Raw genomic sequence first — 21,095 nt, forward strand, 5'->3', positions numbered from 1 at the left:
AATTGTGATTGTATCTTATCATTTTTGCATATATAATACAGAACTTTACTACATAGTGAAGTTCAACTTACATGTTGTAGCTAAAATAGAGATTGGAGGTATTAGTATGGACAAGTATCAAAGTGGACTTCTAGCAGTTAGTTTAGCAAACTTATTAATTTTTATTATTTATACACTAGTAAATGAAAACAAGTCATCTAGGTGGTTCAAGTGGTACAATCAAATGGATAGTGAAGAACAGAAAAAATATAATCCCATAATTGCTGTTCATAGATTGAAAAGAATGCTTTTATTAATAATATTGGTTGGGAGTTCTGGATTCTTAATATCATTGTATATTCCGTTAATTTCCATACTTGCATTTGCTTTGATTTTTGTTATCCTCCTTGTTTCTATAGGATATTTGGGGCCAAAAGGGTGTAAGATTGAGAAGTGAATTAAGTTTTAAAACTCTAAATATTGATAAAATTTTGATAACATGTTCTAAAGATAATATTTATTCAGCAAAAACAATATTGAATAATGGTGGAATACTTCATTGTGAAGATATGGATAATAAAGAAAAAATTCAAAGATATTACATATACTTATAATTTATATAGGCAAAAAAGAAACTATTGATATTATGTAGAAAAAAGGAATTTGACAGGAGAGTTACTATGGAAATAAGAGAATATAAATCAAGTGATTGTAATGAAATTGTTGATTTATTTTATAATACTGTTCATTGTATTAATGCAAAAGACTATACAGAGAAGCAGTTAAATGTATGGGCGACAGGAAATATTGATATTAATGAGTGGAATGAATCTTTTTTAAATAACTATACAGTGATTGTAGAAGAAAATGGAATAATAATTGGTTTTGGTGATATTAATGATGAAGGTTATTTGGATAGATTATATGTACATAAGGATTATCAAAGTATTGGTGTTGCAACAGCAATTTGCGATAGACTAGAGAAAAAATGTGATGTAGAACGTATTAAAACTCACGCATCTATAACTGCAAAATCATTTTTTGAGAAGCGAGGTTACAAAGCAACAAAAAAACAATTAGTAGAAAGAGATGGTGTTATGTTAATAAATTATATAATGGAAAAATAGATAAACACCAATTTACAAAAAAGACGTAAAAGTAGGCGTTTATAAAATTGATAAAAACTAGGGGGAAGAAATGAATACAGTTAATTTTATTATTATTAGCCTAATAGATAATCGTATAAAAAATATATTTCTACAAAGGATTAATAATTAAATATCTAAAAGGAGGTGGTTTTATGGCCATAACATATGAATTTTTCTTTCAAATATTAAACATAATACTATGGATAATGATTGCTATTGCTATATATGGATTTATTAAAATACACAGAAAAAATAAAGAATTAGTAAACAGTAGAATCTCTAATTTAGAGAAAAAAGTTAATAATTTAGAAAGTAGATAATTTATAATATTTACATATTTCAAACAAAAAAGGTTGGGGCTATGCTCCTTCTTTTTTTTATTTTGAATAGATTATAAATTTGATTATTTAATATAGATTAACCTAACGATTCAGTAAGAAATATATTGTACAGGAAAGTTTGTGCTATTATTGTGTTGATGAATACCAATAAAAGAATTGGATATTTAGTTAATTTTAAGGAGTTGAATATTTTGAAAAAGAAAACTAAGTATAAGATAGCAATTCCAATAGTTTTAGTAGGCGGATTACTATTTTATATATTTTTAACACCAATAGGGGCACTTAGGTTTGCAGTACTTAGACAGGCATTTGCGTCATATGAAACGACTTTAAAAGGAAGAGAAGATTTACTTTTATTATCAATAAATTTAAAAGTAGATTATAAAAGTTGTAGAAGACCGCCAGAAGCTGTAATAGAAGGTGATCAAACAGTATATGAGTTGAAAGATTATCCATTGGAACCACTTACACTGATGCCGTGGGATAGTTGGGTTATTACTAAGCATGGTATATTTTATTGGGGTGATTATTTTTCAGTATAATAAATAATAGTAAAATCTATAATTTAAGTCAATAATCATATAAAAAATATAGTTATAGAAAGGATGAATATTTATAGACACTTTAAACGTATTTATCTCCATTGCTCTAATAATTGGAATTTTTATAATTATTATTGTATCATTTTATATTATAATAAAGGAATTTCTAGATATATACAAAGAATTAAAGAGTAGATATAAGTAAAAATCAGCTAAAAACAGTTGACTTAGAGTTAACTCCAAGTGCTAGGATATAAATATGAGGAAATGAAAAATTTACTAAAAACATATTTATAAAAAGGAGTGTACTATGAGTAAAAAACTAGGATTCGGATATATGAGATTACCCATAACAAATAGTGAAGATCCAACAACTGTGGACTACGAAGAAGTAAATAAAATGGTAGATACATTTTTAGAAAGGGGATTTACTTACTTTGATACAGCATATATGTATCACAACTTTATAAGTGAAACAGTCATAAGAGAAACATTAGTAAAACGTCATCCTAGAGAAAGTTTTACACTGGCTACAAAAATGCCAACAATGTTTCTAAAGAAAGAAGAAGATTTAGAAAGAATATTTAATGAACAATTAGAAAAATGTGGAGTAGATTATTTTGATTATTATTTAATACATAATTTAGGAGTTTCACATTATGAAATAGCCGAAAAATTTAAGGTATTTGAATTTGTTCAAAAGAAAAAAGAAGAAGGCAAAATAAAAAGTGCAGGATTTTCATTCCATGATAATGCAAACTTACTAGAAGAAATATTAACAGCTCATCCAGAAGTAGATTTTGTTCAATTACAATTAAACTATATAGACTGGGATAATGAAAGTATCCAATCTAGAAAATGCTACCAGATAGCCACAAAGCATAATAAACCAGTAATTGTTATGGAACCAGTAAAAGGTGGAACATTGGCAAAAGTGCCAGAGTCAGTAGAAAAGCTATTTAAAGATTATCATGCAGATATGTCTGTATCATCTTGGGCAATAAGATTTGCAGCAAGTCACGAGAATGTAATGATGGTACTAAGCGGTATGTCATCTATGGAGCAATTATTAGACAATACATCATATATGAAAAACTTCCAACCCTTAGATAATAAAGAGTTAAATATCATAAACAAAGCAGTAGAAATGATAAATGAATCAATAGCTGTACCTTGTACTGCGTGTCAATATTGTGTAGAAGGATGTCCTAAAAATATTCCAATACCAAATTACTTTGCTCTATATAATGCAGAAAAACAATCTGATAATAAGGGGTTTTCTACCCAGGGAGTGTATTATGGTAACTACACAAAAACTTATGGAAAGGCTTCTGACTGTATAGAATGTAAAAAATGTGAAGGTAGCTGTCCTCAACATATTGATATAACAAATGCTTTAAAAGAAGTAGCAGCAACTTTTGAAAAAGAAAGAAAACAATCACGATAGATAAAACTATCGTGATTTTGCTCTACTTAATTAATGATCATTCTACTACCATAGTATCCTATGTTTTTATTTATTCCCTAATTATAATAAATTTAATATTATGTTTATGGAATTTATTGACAATATCGATACTCGATGTTAATATTTAAATAAATATATAAGTTGCAGATTTTTTTATATATTATTATCGATACTCGATATTACAATGGCTAAATTTTTTAGCAACGGAGTTGCCTAAAATTTCATAGCGCCCACGCAGTGGCTTAAAGCGGTAGCTAAGGCATCTCGTTGGCGATATGAGCGAAGCGAATTTTTTATTCATAAACCTAAAAAATAGGGAGGTATATTATGAAAATAAACAAAAATACATTAATTAAATTTGTTTTGTTTAAAGAAAATGAATGCAAGGCCTTAGAAGAGTATTTAGAAGAAAAAGCCCTAGAGGGGTGGATATTAGAAGATAGAAACGCTGGATTTTTTGTATTCAAAAAAGGAAAACCTACCAAAATTAAATATACTGTAGATATATTTACTGAGTTAAAAACAGGTGAGTACAAAGAGTATTGTGAAGCCAGTGGGTGGAAGTATATATGTGAAACTAATAAATATTTGGTATTTTCCAGTGAAGAAGAAAATATAACGCCTATACATACGGATGAAGAAGTGGTGTTAAAAAAAGTACGTAAATCAATTCTAGTATATTTATTTCTATTTCTATGGTGCCTTTATTTAACAGGTTCCAATGTATATGACGCTTTTGTACCTAATTGGGGTAATAACATAGAATCTTATGGTGATGGCTATTTATTACTTCTAATGGTTTCTGTCATATTTATTACATGGCTAGTTGTGGATCTTATAAGAACAGGTTTATGGTATATCAAATCTAGTAAATGTATCAAACAAAAAGAAGATGTAAAATACCTAACTCTTAAAGAATTTAAAATAAAGATGGCATATTTTGATCTTGTAGTAATAACGCTTTCAATATTAATAATAATTTTAATAGGAAGCTTTACTAATTTAGATACAATTTTAGGAACAGTATTAGTTATTTTGGCAACAATTTTTTATTTAGTAAAAATTATTAAAATAATTATAAATTAACATATTTGAAATCGAATAGTTGGGAGGTTTAAAAATGGCTAGAAAGCAACTTCAGACACTATCAGAACCCATGTATTATGTATTACTAGCCTTAACAAATGAATGTTGTGGTGTAGACATTATGAAAAAAGTCGAGCACATATCTGAAGGTAGAATATCAGTAGGACCAGGAACCTTATACGCCCTACTTGGCAAGTTTGAAAGCTCTGGTCTAATAAGAGAAACAGCAGTAGATGGAAGAAAAAGAAGTTATATAATAACCCAGGAAGGATATGAAGCTTTAAATAAAGAATACATGCGACTTAAATCCATGGTAGATGAAGGGGCAAAGTATATGGGAGGAAATCATGAGAATAAGTAAAAATATGATTGCTGAATTATTGTTGTTTAAAGAACATGAGTGTAAAGCTATAGAAGAATATTTAGAAGAAAAAGCATTAGAAGGATGGATGTTATCCCACAAAAGTTGTGGACTTTTTATCTTTAAAAAATCACCACCAGTTAAGTGTAAATTTGTAGTTGATAACTTTGCTGATAATATTAAAAATGGTTCTATACATGAATATATAGAGTATTGTGAAGCAGGAGGATGGACATATTTATGTCCAAGTTATGGCAAATTCCTTATATTTTATACCAAAGACGAAAACATAACACCTATACATACTGATGAAGATATGATAATAAAGAAAATGCGTAAATTTATATTGATAAATATGCTTCTTTATATTTTTACTGCTATAATATGGGGATTTAATCTTATGTTTAGTTTAGGTTATAAATTTTTTATTCTAATACCAAACAATGTTTGTGTAATTTTAATGATGACTTTATTAGTAGCAGGATTTTTATATATATCTTGCACAATAAGAGATGGAATGTGGTATTTTAAATCTAAAAAAGCCTTAAAGCTGGGAGAAGATATAAATTATATTTCATGTAAATCATTTAAAATACGCAATTCTTTTGCGAAAGTTTGTATAAGCATGTTTATCCTTATAATTTTAAGTTTTAGAAGTTTAATAGGTGATGATATAAACAATGTAGCTTATATATATATATCTATTTTTACATTTTTACTTATCATTTTTATAATTAAATTTATAAACATAACACTATCAAAGTATAAAAAAGTAAGCAAAATATTAGGTACTATCATATTTGTAGTTGGCGTATTTTTGTCTGCAAATATTTTTATCACTGGGAAAAATATGGTAAATTATGTGGGAGACCCCAATAAGCCAGTAATTATGAGTATAAATGATTTTGAAAATATTAAAATAAAAAATACTAATTTATATTATGCAAGATCAGAATCTTTCCTTGCTAGTGATTATAAATATTACTATGATAAATTTAATAATGTTGAAGATTATGACTATTTTTCTCAACATAGCAAAGGATATTTTAAATATGATATATGTAAAAGTAAATATGAATGGGTACTAGACAAGATTTTCAATTCTTATTTAAAGCTTTATAAGAATCAGGATTTTGTTGAAGTACAGGATAAGGACTGGGGTGCTATAAAAGTTTACAAAGACAATAAATCTAAGGATGGGTATATACTTAGATATAAAGACAGAGTTATTTGCGTTTCAGGAAGTATAGATTTTACTGAAGAAAATAAAAAATTTATTAAAGATAAGTGCCTTGAATGGGAGTAGCGTAAATAAGTTACAAGATTCTATGTGTTTTAATTATATATAATAAAAAAATAATGTATTGACAATATAAAAGAACACAATTACAATAATAATTAACAAATAAAGATAAATTAAATTCGATGAAAAAGAAAGTAGATATAATTCATGTTTCAGCGAGCTAGGGTTGGTGGAAGCCTGGCAACAATGTTTGTATTGAAGAGAGCTTTGGAGAAGAATATCTGAATTAATAGTAGGATATTAGGTATGTCCCGCCTTAAGGGATTAGAGTGGATAAGTTTACTTATCAATTAGAGTGGTAACGCGGAATATTTCGTCTCTTGGTTTTTATAGCCAAGGGACTTTTTTGATTGTACAAAAAGTATTTTGCGAGAGCACATAACTTAGAATAAACAAATTTGTCAGTTTGTATTTATCAAAAACTGAAAATTTGCAAAATTCTGAAATGTTAATTGAAAACTTATCAATAAGAGTGGTAACACGGAATATTTCGTCTCTTGGTTTTTAAAACCAGGAGACTTTTTTTGTAGGAAATTATATCTTCAAAGTAAATGAATCTATCAAATAAGGGGGAAAAGATTATGGATACTAAACAACAATATCCACTTTTGGAAATAAATCTTAATAAAATAGCAGATAACACAAAATACTTGGTAGATTTATGTAATGAAAATAACATAAGTATTGCAGGAGTTATCAAAGGGGTAAATGCACAGCAAGAAGTAGTAAATGTGCTAGCAGATGGAGGTTGTAAATATTTAGCCAGCTCTAGAATAGAACAACTAATTGAGTTAAAAGAAAAAAATATTGAAAAAGAAACTATGCTAATAAGAATGCCTATGAAACATGAAGTAAAAGAAGTAGTTAAACATATTGATATATCTTTAAATTCAGAAATCAAAACTATAAACTTGCTAGAAAAAGAGTGCAAGAAGCAAAAGAAAGAACATAAGATAATTCTTATGATGGATTTAGGGGATTTGAGAGAAGGATTTTTTGACAAAGATGAACTTATCGATACTACTTTATACATTGAAAACAATTTAGAATATGTAAAGTTATATGGAATAGGCACAAATTTAAGTTGCTATGGATCAATTAAACCATCCCATGAGAATTTAAGTTATTTGTGTGAAATAGCAGAGGAAGTTGAAAATAAAATTGGTAGAAAGCTAGACATAGTATCAGGGGGATCAACTACATCACTACCATTATTATTTGATAAGAAAATGCCATCTAAAATAAATAATCTACGAATAGGAGAAGCCTTAATTATAGGCAGAGATTTAATAGATTATTGGGGTTACGACTTAGACAAAATGCACAAAGATACAATGATTTTAAAAGCTGAAATAATAGAAATAAAAGAAAAACCAACTTATCCAATTGGAGAAATGTTCTTAGATGCTTTTGGAAATAAACCTGAATATGAAGACAAAGGAATAAGAAAAAGAGCAATACTAGCCGTTGGAAAACAAGATTTTGTCAATGATAGAGACTTAGTTCCTTTGGAAGATGGAATAGAAATAGCAGGAAGCAGTAGTGATCATCTTATAGTAGATATACAAAACTCTAAGGTGGACTATCAAATAGGGGATATTATCAGCTTTGGAATGTTTTATTCAAACGCACTTTATTTAACTTCATCAAAATACGTAAAGAAACAATATATTCAATTGGAAGAATTGGAAAAGGAATACGCATAGAAATTATAAAAAAATATTGGAATAATTGAAATTATTTTAAAATTGCAAAAAAGACAATTATATGGAGGAATTATTATGAATACACAACAAAATTACACGTTAGAACAGTCGAGTAGCATCTTAAGATTTTTAAAGTTTTTTATACCGTCATTATTAGGATTATTTTTATTTATCATACCATTACCTTTTGGAGAAATGTTTAATATGGCAGATGTATCACCAGTAAATATAGGTGTTGGATTTATTTCAGAATTATTAAAACTTGCCATAGGTGATTATATACCAACTATATGCTTAGTCATAATTGTTGGATCAGCAGTTTTATCACTTGGAGCAAAATTTATAAATATAAAAAATGAATTTTTCAAAAATATATTAGATGTACCACCATTTTGGCTATTCTTTAGAATAGTTGGAGCAGTATTTATGGTTATGATATACACAAATGTGGGACCAGAGTTTATAATTTCTGAAAACACAGGTCATGTAATCTTAGGAATTATGCCAAGTTTAATAGCGTTATTTTTGATAGCAGGATTTTTACTTCCTTTAGTTTTAGATTTTGGTTTAATGGATTTCTTTGGAACAATGATATCTAAGTTTATGAGAACTTTATTCTTAGTTCCAGGAAGAGCTTCAGTAGATACTCTATCTTCATGGCTTGGAGATGCAACTTTAGGAATAATGATAACAAACACTCAGTATAAACAAGGTTTTTATAACAAAAAAGAAAGTTGTATAATAGCAGTTTGTTTCTCACTTGTATCACTACCTTTTTCTACAGTTATAGCAGACCAATTAGGATTTATGGATAAATTTGTACCATTTTATTTAACAGTTTGTGCAGCTTCACTTGTTTGTGCATTAATACTTCCAAGAATTTATCCTTTATGTAAAATAAAAAATGAAACTTACAACAATATTCCTTACGAAGAAGAAGAGATTAGTGAAGAAGGCGGATTATACAAACAAGGTTTAAACAATGCAATGAATAGAGCTGCAAAAGCACCAACTCTTAATGAAATAATAGTAAACGGATTTAAAAATATAGTAGATATATATATAAGTTTAATACCATTAGTGTTAGCTTGGGGAACAATATCTTTAGCAGTGGCTGAGTTTACTCCAATATTTACGTGGATATCTTACCCAGTTATATTAATATTAGAATTACTTAAAATACCTAATGCAGCTGAGGCAGCACCAGCAGTACTTGTTGGATTTACAGATATGTTTATACCATCAGTAATGGTAAGTGGAGATGGATTTGCAGAAGTAACTAAATTTATAATAGGAGCATTATCTATTTCTCAATTAGTCTATATGACTGAAACAGGTGCAGTAATACTTAAATCAGAAATACCACTTAAATTAAAAGATCTAATGGTTTTATTCTTAATAAGAACAGTAATTTCTCTTTTAGTTATTACACCTATTGCACATATGCTATTTTAGATAAAATATAAGAATTTGTAAAATGAGGGGCAGTGAAAACTGTCCCTCTTATAATTTTTAAAAAAAAATTTATATGTAAAATTAAGGATTATTAATATAAATATTTACAAATATTATTTAATTGGTAAAATTATTATATGAAAGAATTTAGTAATTGAAGGGGAATGCAATGAAGTATTTTAATGAAACATATATAAAAAGAAGATTTGTGACAAGAAATGACTGGGCTGACACATATAAAGCCATTCATTCAAGCACAGAAGAAAAAGTAACACTAAAAGTACTAGTAAAAAAAAGTAATGATGAGGAATATATTAAGAATCTATTAAAAGAAGTAGAAATTTTGAAAAATATAAAAAATCCTAATTTGATTAATGTGAATAATATGTTTCAATATAGTGGATGTGGAAAAACATATTACTACATAGAAGGTGAATATTTTAAAGGAATTTCTTTAGAAGAAAAATTACAATCTGGAAAGTTAGAAGAACAAGAAGTTATTAAAATAGTTGAAACTGTGGCAGAGGGATTAAAAGAGTTTCATAATAGAAATATATTATTTAATAATTTAAGTTTAAGTAATGTATTTATAAATTCTAAAGAAGTGGTTAAAACAGATGTTTTATCATATTTGGAAAACAAAAACTTTGTTGTACTATCTCATGATGAAACAGAAGAAACAGAAGAAAAAGTAGAGGTAAAAATAGAAAAAAAAGTAGAAGAAAAAAGATTTAACCCACAAAAAGATATTCATGATTTGGGAGTTATTTTATATGAACTACTAACTGGAAATCTAAGTTTTGAATCAAATAATTACAAAAGGCAAATTTCAAATGCTAACTTAGCATCTATTATAGAAAAGGCTACAAATAGCAATTTGGAAAACAAATATAATAATATAAACAGATTTTTAGTAGACCTTAAATCCTACTCTCAATATGGAGTTCTTAGTGAAGAAAGCTATGACACCAAAGAAGAAGTACCAAATAAAAAGAAAAGAAAAAAAGGAAAAGTGGGTAAGGCTCTAGGTGTGTGTGCAGTAATCGCCTTAGTAGGTGGAGCTTGTGTATATGGATATGACATAATAGAAAAAAACAAAAAAGATGAAGAAGCTAATGCTACAAAAATAGAAGAAACTACTAAACCAAAGGAAGAAGAGAAAAAAGTAGAAGAAAAGAAAGAAGAAAAATCTGAAGAAGATAAAACTGTAAAATCTGAAAAAAAAGATAATAAATCTACTGATAATAGTTCAACTACAAGTAAATCAAAGAAAAATAATAGTTCAACTACTAGTTCAAAGAAAAACAAAAACTCAAGTAGTAGTTCAAGTAGTAGTAGCAACAAAAACTCAAATAATAGCAGTAGTAATAATACAAGTAAACCTCAAAAGCCAAGTAAACCTAGCAAACCAAGTAACAATGGAGGCTCAGGAAACACAACACATAAACCAGATAATGGAACTGGTAGTGGGGACAAAGATACGGAAGTTAAGCCACCATCAAATGAATCAAATAACAGTAGCTCTGGTAGTGAAAATGAAAAACCAGAATCATCTGGTACACAAAGCGAATAATTATAAAAGAAGCTGTCATATTTTCCATGGCAGCTTTTTTAATTTATTTATCTTTAATAGGAAGTATTATATTAAATGTAGTACCTTCATTTACTTTACTTTTAACATTAATTTCACAATTGCATAAATCAAGAATTCTTTTAACTAAGGCTAGACCAAGACCATTGCCTTGAAAACTACGGGATTTATCTCCTTGGTAAAACCTATCAAAAATTCTACTTTGTACCTCATCTGTCATACCGATACCATTATCACTTATGGAAACACAAATACCCTTAGGTGTATTATCTAGTCTTGTTACAATAAGTCCACCCTCAGGCGTGAATTTAATAGCATTACTAAATATATTTAACCAAACTTGCATTAGCAAATCTTCACTACCATAATAATTAATTGTTTTAAGATCCATGTCTATATCAATATTTTTCTTTGCCCACTGGGTTTCTAGTAATATTAAAGCTTGTCTAAGTTGTTCATCTAAAGAAAAATATTTTTTGTCAGGTATAATTTGTTGATTTTCTAGTTTAGATAATTTAAGGATATTTCCAGAAAGAGAAGATAGCTGCCTAGAACTATCTAAAATAATATTTGTATATTCAGCTCTTTCATCTTCTGTTAAAGAAGCATCTTGCAATAAGGTGGCATATCCTTCAATAGCTGCAATTGGAGTTTTAAACTCATGAGATACATTTATAATAAAATCATTTCTCAAAGTCTCTATACTACTTAACTCTTTCACCATTTTGTTAAAAGATGCATTCATTTCTAAAACCTCAGGATGAACATTCTTCTCATCTAATCTTATGGAAAAATCACCCTTTGAAACCTCATTTGTAGCTTCTATTAATTTTTTTACAGGTTTCATAAAATTATTGGCTAAAGCTATAATAATAAAGGTAAAAACTGATGCTAAAGCAATGTCTATTAATATAAATATAATTAGATCCCAAAAATCGTTTAATCTTTCATTGTTGACTATATTTAGTTTTGTACCAAGAGAAAAACCTATACTAACTATAAATATTGTAATAGATGAAATTATAAAAATATTTATTATAAAATTAATCCAAAAGCGTAATGTTTTATTATGCTTATGTTTCATTTTTTGCCGCCTTATATCCAAGACCTCTAACAGTGACAATTTTAAAATCAGGGTTATTTTCAAAATGCCTTCTAAGTCTATTTATATGTACATCTATTGTTTGAGAGTCAGATGGACTATCTACACCCCAAATTTCATCCATAAGTTGATTTCTAGTAAATACTTTATTTGGATAAGATAATAATTTGTATAGTAGATAAAATTCTTTTTGAGCTAATACTATTGTTTCTTCAAATCTAGTTACACTTAAAGAGTCATAATCTAATATTGTATCCCCTACAACTTGTTTCTTATCGTGAGCAATTTTACTCCTTCTTAAAAGTGCATTTATTCTTAATATCATTTCATTAACATCAATAGGCTTTACCATATAGTCATCTATACCAATGAAGAAACTTTTTTGTTTTGATGTAAAGTCGTCTTTTGCAGTAATCATTAAAATAGGTATTTCTGCATCCATTTTTCTAATTGATTTTGTAAACTCATATCCGTCCATATTAGGCATCATTATGTCCGAAATTATTAAATCTACATGATTATTGTCCAATATGTCGTAGGCCTCAATTCCATCATGAGAAGTATGAACATTAAATCCCTGCTTAGTCAGTACAGTATAAAATAATTTATTTAAATTTTTATCATCTTCAACTAATAAGATACTAATCATCATATACCTCCTTTTTTAATTCTAATTATATTAGATTATGAAGATGAGTCAATATTTATAAGGGCGAAATAAAAAAGTTCATCTTTAGTTCATTTTTAATTAATCTTTAGTTAATTTTTCTTTTATAAAATACAAACATAGATTTGAGACAGAAAGGAAGATAAACAATGTTAAAGATATTAAAATATTTAACAAAAAAAGACTGGATGTTTGTACTTTGCAACTTTTTATTTGTAGTAGTGCAAGTATATCTTGATTTAAGACTACCAGATTATATGTCAGAAATAACAAGGTTAGTTCAGACACCAAATAGTGAAATGAGTGAAATATTAAGTGCTGGGGGTTATATGCTACTGTGTGCCTTTGGTAGTTTAATAGCAGCTTTTATAGTAGGTTATTTTGCAGCCCAAATAGCTTCCAATTTATCATGGAAACTTCGTTCAAGTGTATACGATAAAATAGAAGGATTCTCAATGGCTGAAATTAATAAATTTTCTACAGCTAGTTTAATAACACGTTCAACTAATGATATTACTCAAATTCAAAATATTGTGGCTATGGGTCTTCAATTAATAATAAAAGCTCCCATTACAGCAGTTTGGGCAGTTTGTAAAATTTTAGATAAAGGATGGCAATGGAGTGGTGCCACTGGTGGAGCCATATTAGTATTAGTATTAATTATCTTAGTAATAATGATATTTGCCTTACCTAGATTTAAAAAGATTCAAAAATTAACTGACAGGCTTAACTTAGTAACAAGAGAAAATTTAACAGGAATACGTGTAGTTCGTGCATATAATGCAGAAAACTATCAAAAAAGTAAATTTGAAAATGTAAATGAAGAGATAACTAAAAACAACTTAGTAATAAATAGAGTTATGTCAATAATGCAACCAGGAATGATGTTTGTTATGAATGGGTTAACACTTGCCATATACTGGATAGGTGCTTATTTAATAAATGATGCGAATATTATGGATAAAATGAATTTATTTAGTGATATGATAGTCTTCTCATCTTATTCAATGCAGGTAATAATGGCATTTATGATGTTAACAATGATATTTATAATGATGCCAAGGGCTTCAGTTTCAGCTAAACGTATACTTGAAGTATTAAACACAAAGGAAAGTATAGTTGATGGAGATGGAAAATTTGAAAAGACTTCAAAAACTGGTGAAATAGAATTCAAAAATGTTAGCTTTAAATATCCAGATTCAGAAGGTTCAGACTATGTTCTTCGTGATATAAGCTTTACTGCTAAAATGGGTGAAACAGTTGCCATAATTGGATCCACAGGAAGTGGAAAAACTTCTTTAATTAATTTAATACCAAGATTTTATGATGTTACAGAAGGTGAAGTATTAGTAAATGGAGTTAATGTAAAAAAATATAAACAAAAGGAGCTAAACAATCTTTTAGGATACGTTCATCAAAAGGCAGTGTTATTTTCTGGAGATATAACATCAAACGTGGCCTATGGTAATAATGGCAAGGGAAATTACTCTGAGTTAGACGTGAAAAGAGCTGTGAAAATAGCCCAAGGAACTGAATTTGTTGAGAAAATGGAAAACACCTACAATGCAAGTATTTCTCAAGGAGGAAGTAACGTATCAGGAGGACAAAAGCAAAGATTGTCCATAGCAAGAGCAATATGTAGAAAGCCAGAAATATACATATTTGACGATTCTTTCTCAGCACTTGATTATAAAACTGACAGAAAACTTAGATCTGTATTAAAACATGAAATATCTAATGCTACAAATTTAATAGTTGCACAACGTATAGGTACTATAATTGATGCAGACAAAATAATAGTTTTAGATGAAGGACAAATAGCAGGTATGGGAACACACCATGAACTTATGAAAAAATGTAGAGTCTATCAAGAAATAGCATATTCTCAGCTTTCAAAGGAGGAATTAGCCAATGCTTAATAAAAATAAACAAAAGTCAAAGGGAAGCTTTGGCAACTTATTGGCATATATGAAAAAATATAGTTTTGCATTAATTTTAGCTTTTATATTTGCCATAGGTGGATCAATAATAACAGTTATAAGTCCAGATAAATTAAGTGAAGTTACAAATTTGATTATAAAAGGAATAGTAGCTGGAATTAACATAGACAAGATATCGAGTATATGTTTAACATTAGCAGGATTATATGGTGTTAGTGTTGTGTTATCTTATTTGCAAGGTTTTATAATGGCAACGGTAACACAAAAAACTACTAAAGAGTTAAGAAGTGATATATCTAATAAAATGAATAAATTACCATTAAAGTATTTTGATAAAACCACTGTTGGCGATGTTCTAAGTCGTATGACTAATGATGTGGATACAATAGGTCAAACTTTAAATCAAAGTATTGGGACTTTAGTAAGCGCTATATCCTTATTATTAGGTTCATTGTACATGATGACAACTACAAACATCACTTTAACAATTACAGCAGTATTATCTACAATAATTGGTTTTGGGTTAATGATGTTAATAATATCAAAATCTCAAAAATATTTCGAACATCAACAACGTTACCTTGGAGAAATAAATGGACATATAGAAGAAGCTTATACTGGTCATAGTGTAATGAAAGTATATAACGCAGGGGAAGAAACAAATGAAAAGTTTAAAATATTAAATGATAATCTTAAACAAAGTGCATGGAAATCACAATTTATATCAGGTTTAATGATGCCTTTAATGTCGTTTATCGGTAACTTTGGATATGTAACAGTTTGTGTTGTAGGTGCAGTACTAGCCTTCAATAATAAAATAAGTTTTGGTGTAATAGTAGCATTTATGATGTATATTAGATTTTTTACACAACCCCTTGCTCAATTTGCTCAAGCAGCCACTTCTCTACAGTCAACATCAGCTGCATGTAAAAGAGTATTTGAGTTTTTACAAGAAGAGGAAATGGAAGATGAAAGTAATAAAAACATATCTTTAGAAAATGTAGAAGGTCATGTTAAATTTGAACATGTTAAATTTGGATATGATAAAGATAAATTAATAATAAAAGATTTCTCTGCTGATATTAAATCAGGACAAAAAGTTGCAATAGTCGGACCAACAGGAGCAGGTAAAACTACTTTAGTAAACCTATTAATGAAGTTTTACGATGTAAATAGCGGAACAATAAAAATAGATGGAGTACCAATACAAAGTCTGAGTAGAGAAAAGGTACATGAGTTATTTTGCATGGTACTTCAAGACACATGGCTATTTGAAGGAACAATTAGAGAAAATATAACTTACAATAAAGAGGATGTGTCACAATCTGTTATAGTATCTGCTTGTAAAGCTGTTGGAGTAGATCACTTTATAAGAACTTTACCTGATGGGTATGACACCGTATTAGATGATAATACTAATTTATCTGCTGGTCAAAAACAGTTAATTACTATAGCAAGAGCAATGGTGAAAAATGCACCTCTATTAATACTAGATGAGGCAACAAGTTCTGTAGATACTCGTACAGAATTATTAATACAAGAGGCAATGGATAAATTAACAGTAGGAAAAACTTCATTTGTTATAGCTCATAGACTATCAACTATAAAAAATGCTGATGTAATTTTAGTTATGAAAGATGGAGATATTATAGAAAGTGGAAATCATGAAGAACTTTTAAGTGAAAATGGATTCTATGCAGAGCTTTATAATAGTCAATTTGAAAAAGCAAGTTAAAGAGATAAAAGGTAGTTATTATGTGTAAAAGCTAATAGCTACTTTTTGTATTACATTATACATTCATAATATTATTTTTTAATTTAATCTATTCTACGAATCTAAGAAAAATAAAAAATAGAAACTACTACACCTTAATCCTTGGATTTAGAATTTAAAGATTGAGATATTTTTTTAAAATGTTACAATTATATAGTAGACAAAAATTTTATATACAATTATTATTTTACTATAATGATTAATAAAGAGGCGAAGATATGAGAGATTTTAATTATAAATATACAATTAGAGATTTCATTGACAAAACAAAATGGTCAAATGTTTATTCAGGCATAAAGAAAGAGACTAATGAAAAAATAATTATAAATATACTTATAAATTTAGAAGGCAATGAAGAAAATTTAGAATTATTTAAAAAAGAAATAGAATTACTAAGAAGCATTAATAGTGAAAATGTAACATCTATAAATCATATGGACAGTTACATAAAAAAAGACAAGATTTATTATTATATTGAAAGTGAAGATTTTGAAGGTTTAACATTAGATGAATTAATGAGAATTAATAAGCTTCACAATAATCAATGTTTACAAATAATAAGAGAAGTAATAAATGGGGTTAAGGAATTTAATAATAAAAAAATAAATTTTGAAGATTTAACAAGAGAAAATATAATAATAAATGGCCAAGGTGTAATAAAAATTGATACTTTATCATTTATTAATAATCATAGGGGTCATATAAATTGTAAAATTCATGATGCTAAAAATTTTCGCCCAAAGGATGATGTGCAAGTTATAGGAAAAATTCTATGCCAAATGATTACAGGTAAAGAAATATTCAATCCCCAAGAAAATAAAAATTTGGATAAGGGTATTAGTGATATTTTAGCTAAAGCTACAAATAAAAAACATATCTCAAAAGGTAAATATAGAGATTTAAATGAATTTTTAAACGACATAGATTTATATTTATGTAAGGGCGAATTAATTAATAATGAAGAAGTTAATCTAAAAGACCAAAGTAAACCAAATCCCAATTATAATATTAAAAAATATGTAATTATAGCATGTTCAGTTGTAGTATTACTTTGTACTACGGCCTTTGGAGCCCAATATGTAATAAACAAAAAGACAGATAATGTAGCCACTAAAAATACAAGTAAAGCTGTTTATAAAGCACAAAAAAGTTCAAATGATGAAAGGGACCTAAATTTAACTCCTATTGAAGAAAACATGATCAAACCTAAAGACTCAACTGAAACAAAAAAAGAAGAAAAAATTGATGTTAGCAAAAAGAGTAAGGAAAATACTAAAGAAAATACTAAAAAAGAAGACAAAAAAGAAAACACAAATAATAAAGATAAGAATAATAAAGACAAAGATAAAACAGATAAAGAAAAACATGACAAGGACAATTCAAACAAGGATAAAAATAAAGACAAGGACAAAGATGGCAAAGATAAAGACAAAGACAAAGATAAAGATAAGCCAGATAAAGAAAAACCAGACGATGACAATTCTAATAAAGAAAAACCAAATCAAAATCCAGATGAAGATAAAAACTCAAATAATAACAAGGATGTAGTGAAGTAAGTAATAAAATACAAATAGTATTGATAAGCTAGTAACGAAATTATTACTTACTAGCTTTATATTATTTGGAATAAATTGTTGTAAGTGAATTTTTTACATATTAGAAAATTATAGTTGAATTTACGCTGTTGATAAACTCTGGAATTAAGTTAGATCAACTCATTTAGAAAGTGTAAAAAATGTATTTTTGAGCAACGGAGTTGCCTGAAGTGATAGCAAAATAATTCGCCAACACGTTGCTCAAAGGCATCTCGTTGGCGACATGAGCGAAGCGAATTTTTTATGAAAAAGATGAAAAAATTAATTTGTGCTATAATTTATAGTACATAAATATTATAACTAAAAAATTGTAAAGGAGAACTTATGGAGATTAGACTAGCAAATAAAGATGATTTAAAAGAAATAATAAAAATAGAAAGTATTTGTTTTCCACCATCAGAAGCAGCTAGTAAAGAAGTTATGGAAGAAAGATTCAAAGCTTTCGGGGAAAATTTTTTAGTTGCAGTGGAAGATGAAAAAGTTGTGGGATTTATAAATGGGTGTACTACAGATAAGGCTTGCCTTCCTGATAAGTTATATAGTGACACTACGCTACACAATCCAAAGGGGAAATATCAAACAGTATTTGGTTTGGATGTTTTACCACAATATAGAAACAAAGGTACGGCAGCTATGTTATTAGAAGAATTTATAGAGCTATCAAAAAAAAGAGGAAAAAAAGGAATAGTTCTTACGTGCAAAGATTTTTTAATTCATTATTATGAAAAATTTGGATTTAAACATGAGGGTATTTCAATATCTTCTCATGGAGGATCAAAATGGAATGATATGATATTATTGTTTGAAAAAGCATTGACTTAAGGTTAGTATAAATAAAAATTAAAAATGAAAATAATCATTAGAATATAAAAACTCTCATGGGAAAACATAATTATATAATTTTTATAGTTAGGAGAGTAAAATGAGAGAACAAAAACATATTTTAAATAAATTAACATATTTAGTAATGATAATGATTATAGGGTTTTCTTCCCTTGGGTTAGCACCAAAAGAAAATGAGAAAAAAATTCATAGAAATATTACAATACAGAATATAGATGTTGGTAAATTAACTGAAAAACAAGCAATAAACAAGCTTAAATCAACATATCCTTTAAAAGATTTTAATATTACTTATAATAAGGAAAAATGGACAATAAAACCTGAAAGTATAGATCTGAATTATCACATAGAAGAAATGGTAAAAGAAGCTTTTAATTATACAAGAAGTAGTTCTACAATAGAAAATATAAAAAGAAAAAGCAAACTTAATTTAAAGAAAGAACATAATATTAAGTTAAAGGCCACATATGATGAAATAAAATTAAGTAAAAAGTTAGAAGTGATTTGTAATAAAATAAATGTAGATGCGGTGGATGCAACTTTTCGTGTTGAACTTACTGGTGAGCTAAAAACAACAAAATCAAAAGAGGGTAGGGAAGTTGATTTATCAAGATTAAAAGAAGACATATATGATATGATAAATAAAAAGAAAATTGAAGATATTAATTTGCCTGTAATTACTTTGTATCCAAAAGTTTCTACAAAGCAAGTTAAAAGTATAAATTCAGTACTGGGAGAATTTAGTACAAGTTTTAACAACTCCACATCTAGAGGAAGTAATATACATGTGGCAGGGCAACAAACTAGTGATATATTACTAATGCCTGGAGATACTTTTTCTTACAATAAATGTACTGGAGCGAGGAACTGGGTTAACGGATACAAAAGTGCTCCTGTAATAGTAGGCGGTAAGGTTACAAATGGAGAAGGTGGAGGCGTATGCCAAGTGTCTACAACAATTTATAATGCAGCCCTAATGTCAGGACTTACCATAGACGAGGTACATAATCATTCTCTTCCCTCCAGATATGTACAAAGAGGAAGAGATGCTACTGTGTCTTATGGATATACTGACTTAAAATTTACCAACCCATTTACTAATCCTGTATATATAAAAAACATAGTTGGAAATGGAGCAATAACTTCAAAAATATATGGATGTAACTTAGATAGAGAAAAAATAATTATAAAAATTGTAGAGGAGTATAGGAAAAATAAAATTACTGTACAAACATATAGATTATTTTTAGATGAAGAAAATAATATTATGAAAAAAGAGTTAGTTAATACTAGTTTTTATAACCCAAATTAAAAGTTTTAATTTTTTGTTTAAACAAACCAAATTTAAGGTATATATTTAGTATAAATTAATAATTAATTAATTAAGCATTTATAATAAATCATAAAATTTGGGAGGGTAATTAAAATGAAAAAATTTGTATGTACTGTATGTGGATATATATATGAAGGAGAAAAAGCACCAGAGGTGTGTCCTGTTTGTAAAGTAGGATCTGAAAAATTCGAAGAAATGAAAGGCAAAATGAATTGGGCAGATGAGCACAGAATAGGTGTGGCACAAGGTGTTGATGAACAAGTAATAGAAGATTTAAGAGCTAACTTCCTTGGGGAATGTACTGAAGTTGGAATGTATTTAGCAATGAGTCGCCAAGCGGATAGAGAAGGTTATCCTGAAATAGGTGAAGCTTACAAAAGAATTGCTTTAGAAGAAGCAGAACATGCTGCAAAATTTGCAGAATTACTTGGAGAAGTAGTTGTTGCTGATACAAAAGAAAACTTAAGAGTTAGAGTTGATGCAGAGTATGGCGCAACTGATGGAAAATTAAAACTAGCTAAGAGAGCTAAAGAACTAGGACTTGATGCTATTCATGATACTGTTCACGAAATGTGTAAAGATGAAGCTAGACATGGTAAAGCATTCTTAGGATTATTACAAAGATATTTTGGATAAAAATTAAATAAATTATATTTGGAGCCTCATGCTAAAAATAGTATGAGGCTTTTTTACACGTCAGGAAATTATAGTTAAATTTACGTTGTTGATAAACTCTGGGATGAAGTTATATCAACTCATTTAGAAAGTGTAAAAATGTATTTTTGAGCAACGGAGTTGTCTGAAGCGAGAGCGAAGGCATCTCGTTGGCGATATGAGCAAGGCGAATTTTTTATAAAAAGA

20 protein-coding genes and 1 other annotated feature are annotated in these 21,095 nt (G+C 28.0%); of the genes, 18 read left to right on the forward strand and 2 right to left on the reverse strand.

From position 1 onward, the window contains the following. Positions 1-106: 106 nt before the first annotated feature. The 12 genes from JW646_RS16995 (at position 107) to JW646_RS17050 (ending at position 10,962) form a co-directional block, all read left to right on the forward strand. A complete protein-coding gene (locus JW646_RS16995) occupies positions 107-436 on the forward strand; it encodes a hypothetical protein (RefSeq protein ID WP_074916220.1) in 330 nt (109 codons plus the stop codon). Next, on the forward strand, positions 426-593 hold the full coding sequence (locus JW646_RS17000; protein ID WP_228415763.1) for an acetyltransferase: 168 nt from the start codon (positions 426-428) through the stop codon (positions 591-593). The genes JW646_RS16995 and JW646_RS17000 overlap by 11 nt, the downstream gene beginning before the upstream one ends. 66 nt (positions 594-659) lie before the next feature. Beyond that, positions 660-1,106 (forward strand): GNAT family N-acetyltransferase, encoded by a 447-nt coding sequence (locus tag JW646_RS17005; RefSeq protein ID WP_228415764.1) that lies wholly within the window; start codon positions 660-662, stop codon positions 1,104-1,106. Positions 1,107-1,279: 173 nt separating this feature from the next. Continuing rightward, complete coding sequence (locus tag JW646_RS17010) at positions 1,280-1,447, forward strand: hypothetical protein (protein WP_206923675.1); 168 nt, start codon at positions 1,280-1,282, stop codon at positions 1,445-1,447. 212 nt (positions 1,448-1,659) lie between these two features. After that, positions 1,660-2,010, forward strand: coding sequence for a hypothetical protein (locus JW646_RS17015; protein WP_228415765.1), 351 nt, complete (start codon positions 1,660-1,662; stop codon positions 2,008-2,010). Positions 2,011-2,320: 310 nt separating this feature from the next. Then, a complete protein-coding gene (locus JW646_RS17020) occupies positions 2,321-3,457 on the forward strand; it encodes an aldo/keto reductase (protein WP_228415766.1) in 1,137 nt (378 codons plus the stop codon). Between the two features lie 348 nt (positions 3,458-3,805). After that, entirely contained in the window at positions 3,806-4,564 is a 759-nt protein-coding gene (locus tag JW646_RS17025; RefSeq protein ID WP_228415767.1) for a DUF2812 domain-containing protein, read from the forward strand. Between the two features lie 34 nt (positions 4,565-4,598). Further along, positions 4,599-4,925: a PadR family transcriptional regulator gene (locus JW646_RS17030; protein ID WP_074916227.1), complete on the forward strand. Its 327-nt coding sequence runs from the start codon at positions 4,599-4,601 to the stop codon at positions 4,923-4,925. Then, a complete protein-coding gene (locus JW646_RS17035) occupies positions 4,912-6,231 on the forward strand; it encodes a DUF2812 domain-containing protein (RefSeq protein ID WP_228415768.1) in 1,320 nt (439 codons plus the stop codon). Before JW646_RS17030 ends, JW646_RS17035 begins: the two co-directional genes overlap by 14 nt. Before the next feature lie 110 nt (positions 6,232-6,341). Continuing rightward, positions 6,342-6,552 (forward strand) — a binding site (T-box leader). 257 nt (positions 6,553-6,809) lie between these two features. Beyond that, positions 6,810-7,934 (forward strand): alanine/ornithine racemase family PLP-dependent enzyme, encoded by a 1,125-nt coding sequence (locus JW646_RS17040; RefSeq protein WP_228415769.1) that lies wholly within the window; start codon positions 6,810-6,812, stop codon positions 7,932-7,934. Between the two features lie 75 nt (positions 7,935-8,009). After that, entirely contained in the window at positions 8,010-9,389 is a 1,380-nt protein-coding gene (locus JW646_RS17045; RefSeq protein WP_074916237.1) for a YjiH family protein, read from the forward strand. A 169-nt stretch (positions 9,390-9,558) separates the two neighbouring features. Next, on the forward strand, positions 9,559-10,962 hold the full coding sequence (locus JW646_RS17050; protein WP_228415770.1) for a protein kinase family protein: 1,404 nt from the start codon (positions 9,559-9,561) through the stop codon (positions 10,960-10,962). Positions 10,963-11,005: 43 nt separating this feature from the next. Here JW646_RS17050 and JW646_RS17055 read toward each other — a convergent pair whose 3' ends face one another. Next, a complete protein-coding gene (locus tag JW646_RS17055; protein ID WP_074916239.1) occupies positions 11,006-12,064 on the reverse strand; it encodes a HAMP domain-containing sensor histidine kinase in 1,059 nt (352 codons plus the stop codon). Beyond that, a complete protein-coding gene (locus tag JW646_RS17060) occupies positions 12,054-12,731 on the reverse strand; it encodes a response regulator transcription factor (RefSeq protein ID WP_074916241.1) in 678 nt (225 codons plus the stop codon). Before JW646_RS17060 ends, JW646_RS17055 begins: the two co-directional genes overlap by 11 nt. 167 nt (positions 12,732-12,898) lie before the next feature. On the opposite strand from JW646_RS17060, the gene JW646_RS17065 reads away from it, so the two are divergent. From JW646_RS17065 to JW646_RS17090, 6 genes are all read left to right on the forward strand, one after another. Continuing rightward, positions 12,899-14,668 (forward strand): ABC transporter ATP-binding protein, encoded by a 1,770-nt coding sequence (locus tag JW646_RS17065; protein ID WP_228415771.1) that lies wholly within the window; start codon positions 12,899-12,901, stop codon positions 14,666-14,668. Then, positions 14,661-16,424 carry an ABC transporter ATP-binding protein gene (locus tag JW646_RS17070; protein WP_228415772.1) on the forward strand — a complete coding sequence of 588 codons (1,764 nt, stop codon included), beginning with the start codon at positions 14,661-14,663 and terminating at the stop codon, positions 16,422-16,424. Before JW646_RS17065 ends, JW646_RS17070 begins: the two co-directional genes overlap by 8 nt. A 257-nt stretch (positions 16,425-16,681) precedes the next feature. Further along, positions 16,682-18,019, forward strand: coding sequence for a protein kinase domain-containing protein (locus JW646_RS17075; protein ID WP_228415773.1), 1,338 nt, complete (start codon positions 16,682-16,684; stop codon positions 18,017-18,019). A gap of 363 nt (positions 18,020-18,382) precedes the next feature. Then, entirely contained in the window at positions 18,383-18,880 is a 498-nt protein-coding gene (locus tag JW646_RS17080; RefSeq protein ID WP_074916249.1) for a GNAT family N-acetyltransferase, read from the forward strand. 100 nt (positions 18,881-18,980) lie between these two features. After that, a complete protein-coding gene (locus tag JW646_RS17085; RefSeq protein WP_228415774.1) occupies positions 18,981-20,213 on the forward strand; it encodes a VanW family protein in 1,233 nt (410 codons plus the stop codon). Positions 20,214-20,327: 114 nt separating this feature from the next. Continuing rightward, positions 20,328-20,870, forward strand: a complete 543-nt coding sequence (locus JW646_RS17090) for an NADH peroxidase (RefSeq protein ID WP_228415775.1) — start codon at positions 20,328-20,330, stop codon at positions 20,868-20,870. Positions 20,871-21,095: the final 225 nt, after the last annotated feature.

The organism is Terrisporobacter hibernicus (assembly GCF_020809405.1).
GTDB lineage: Bacteria > Bacillota > Clostridia > Peptostreptococcales > Peptostreptococcaceae > Terrisporobacter > Terrisporobacter petrolearius.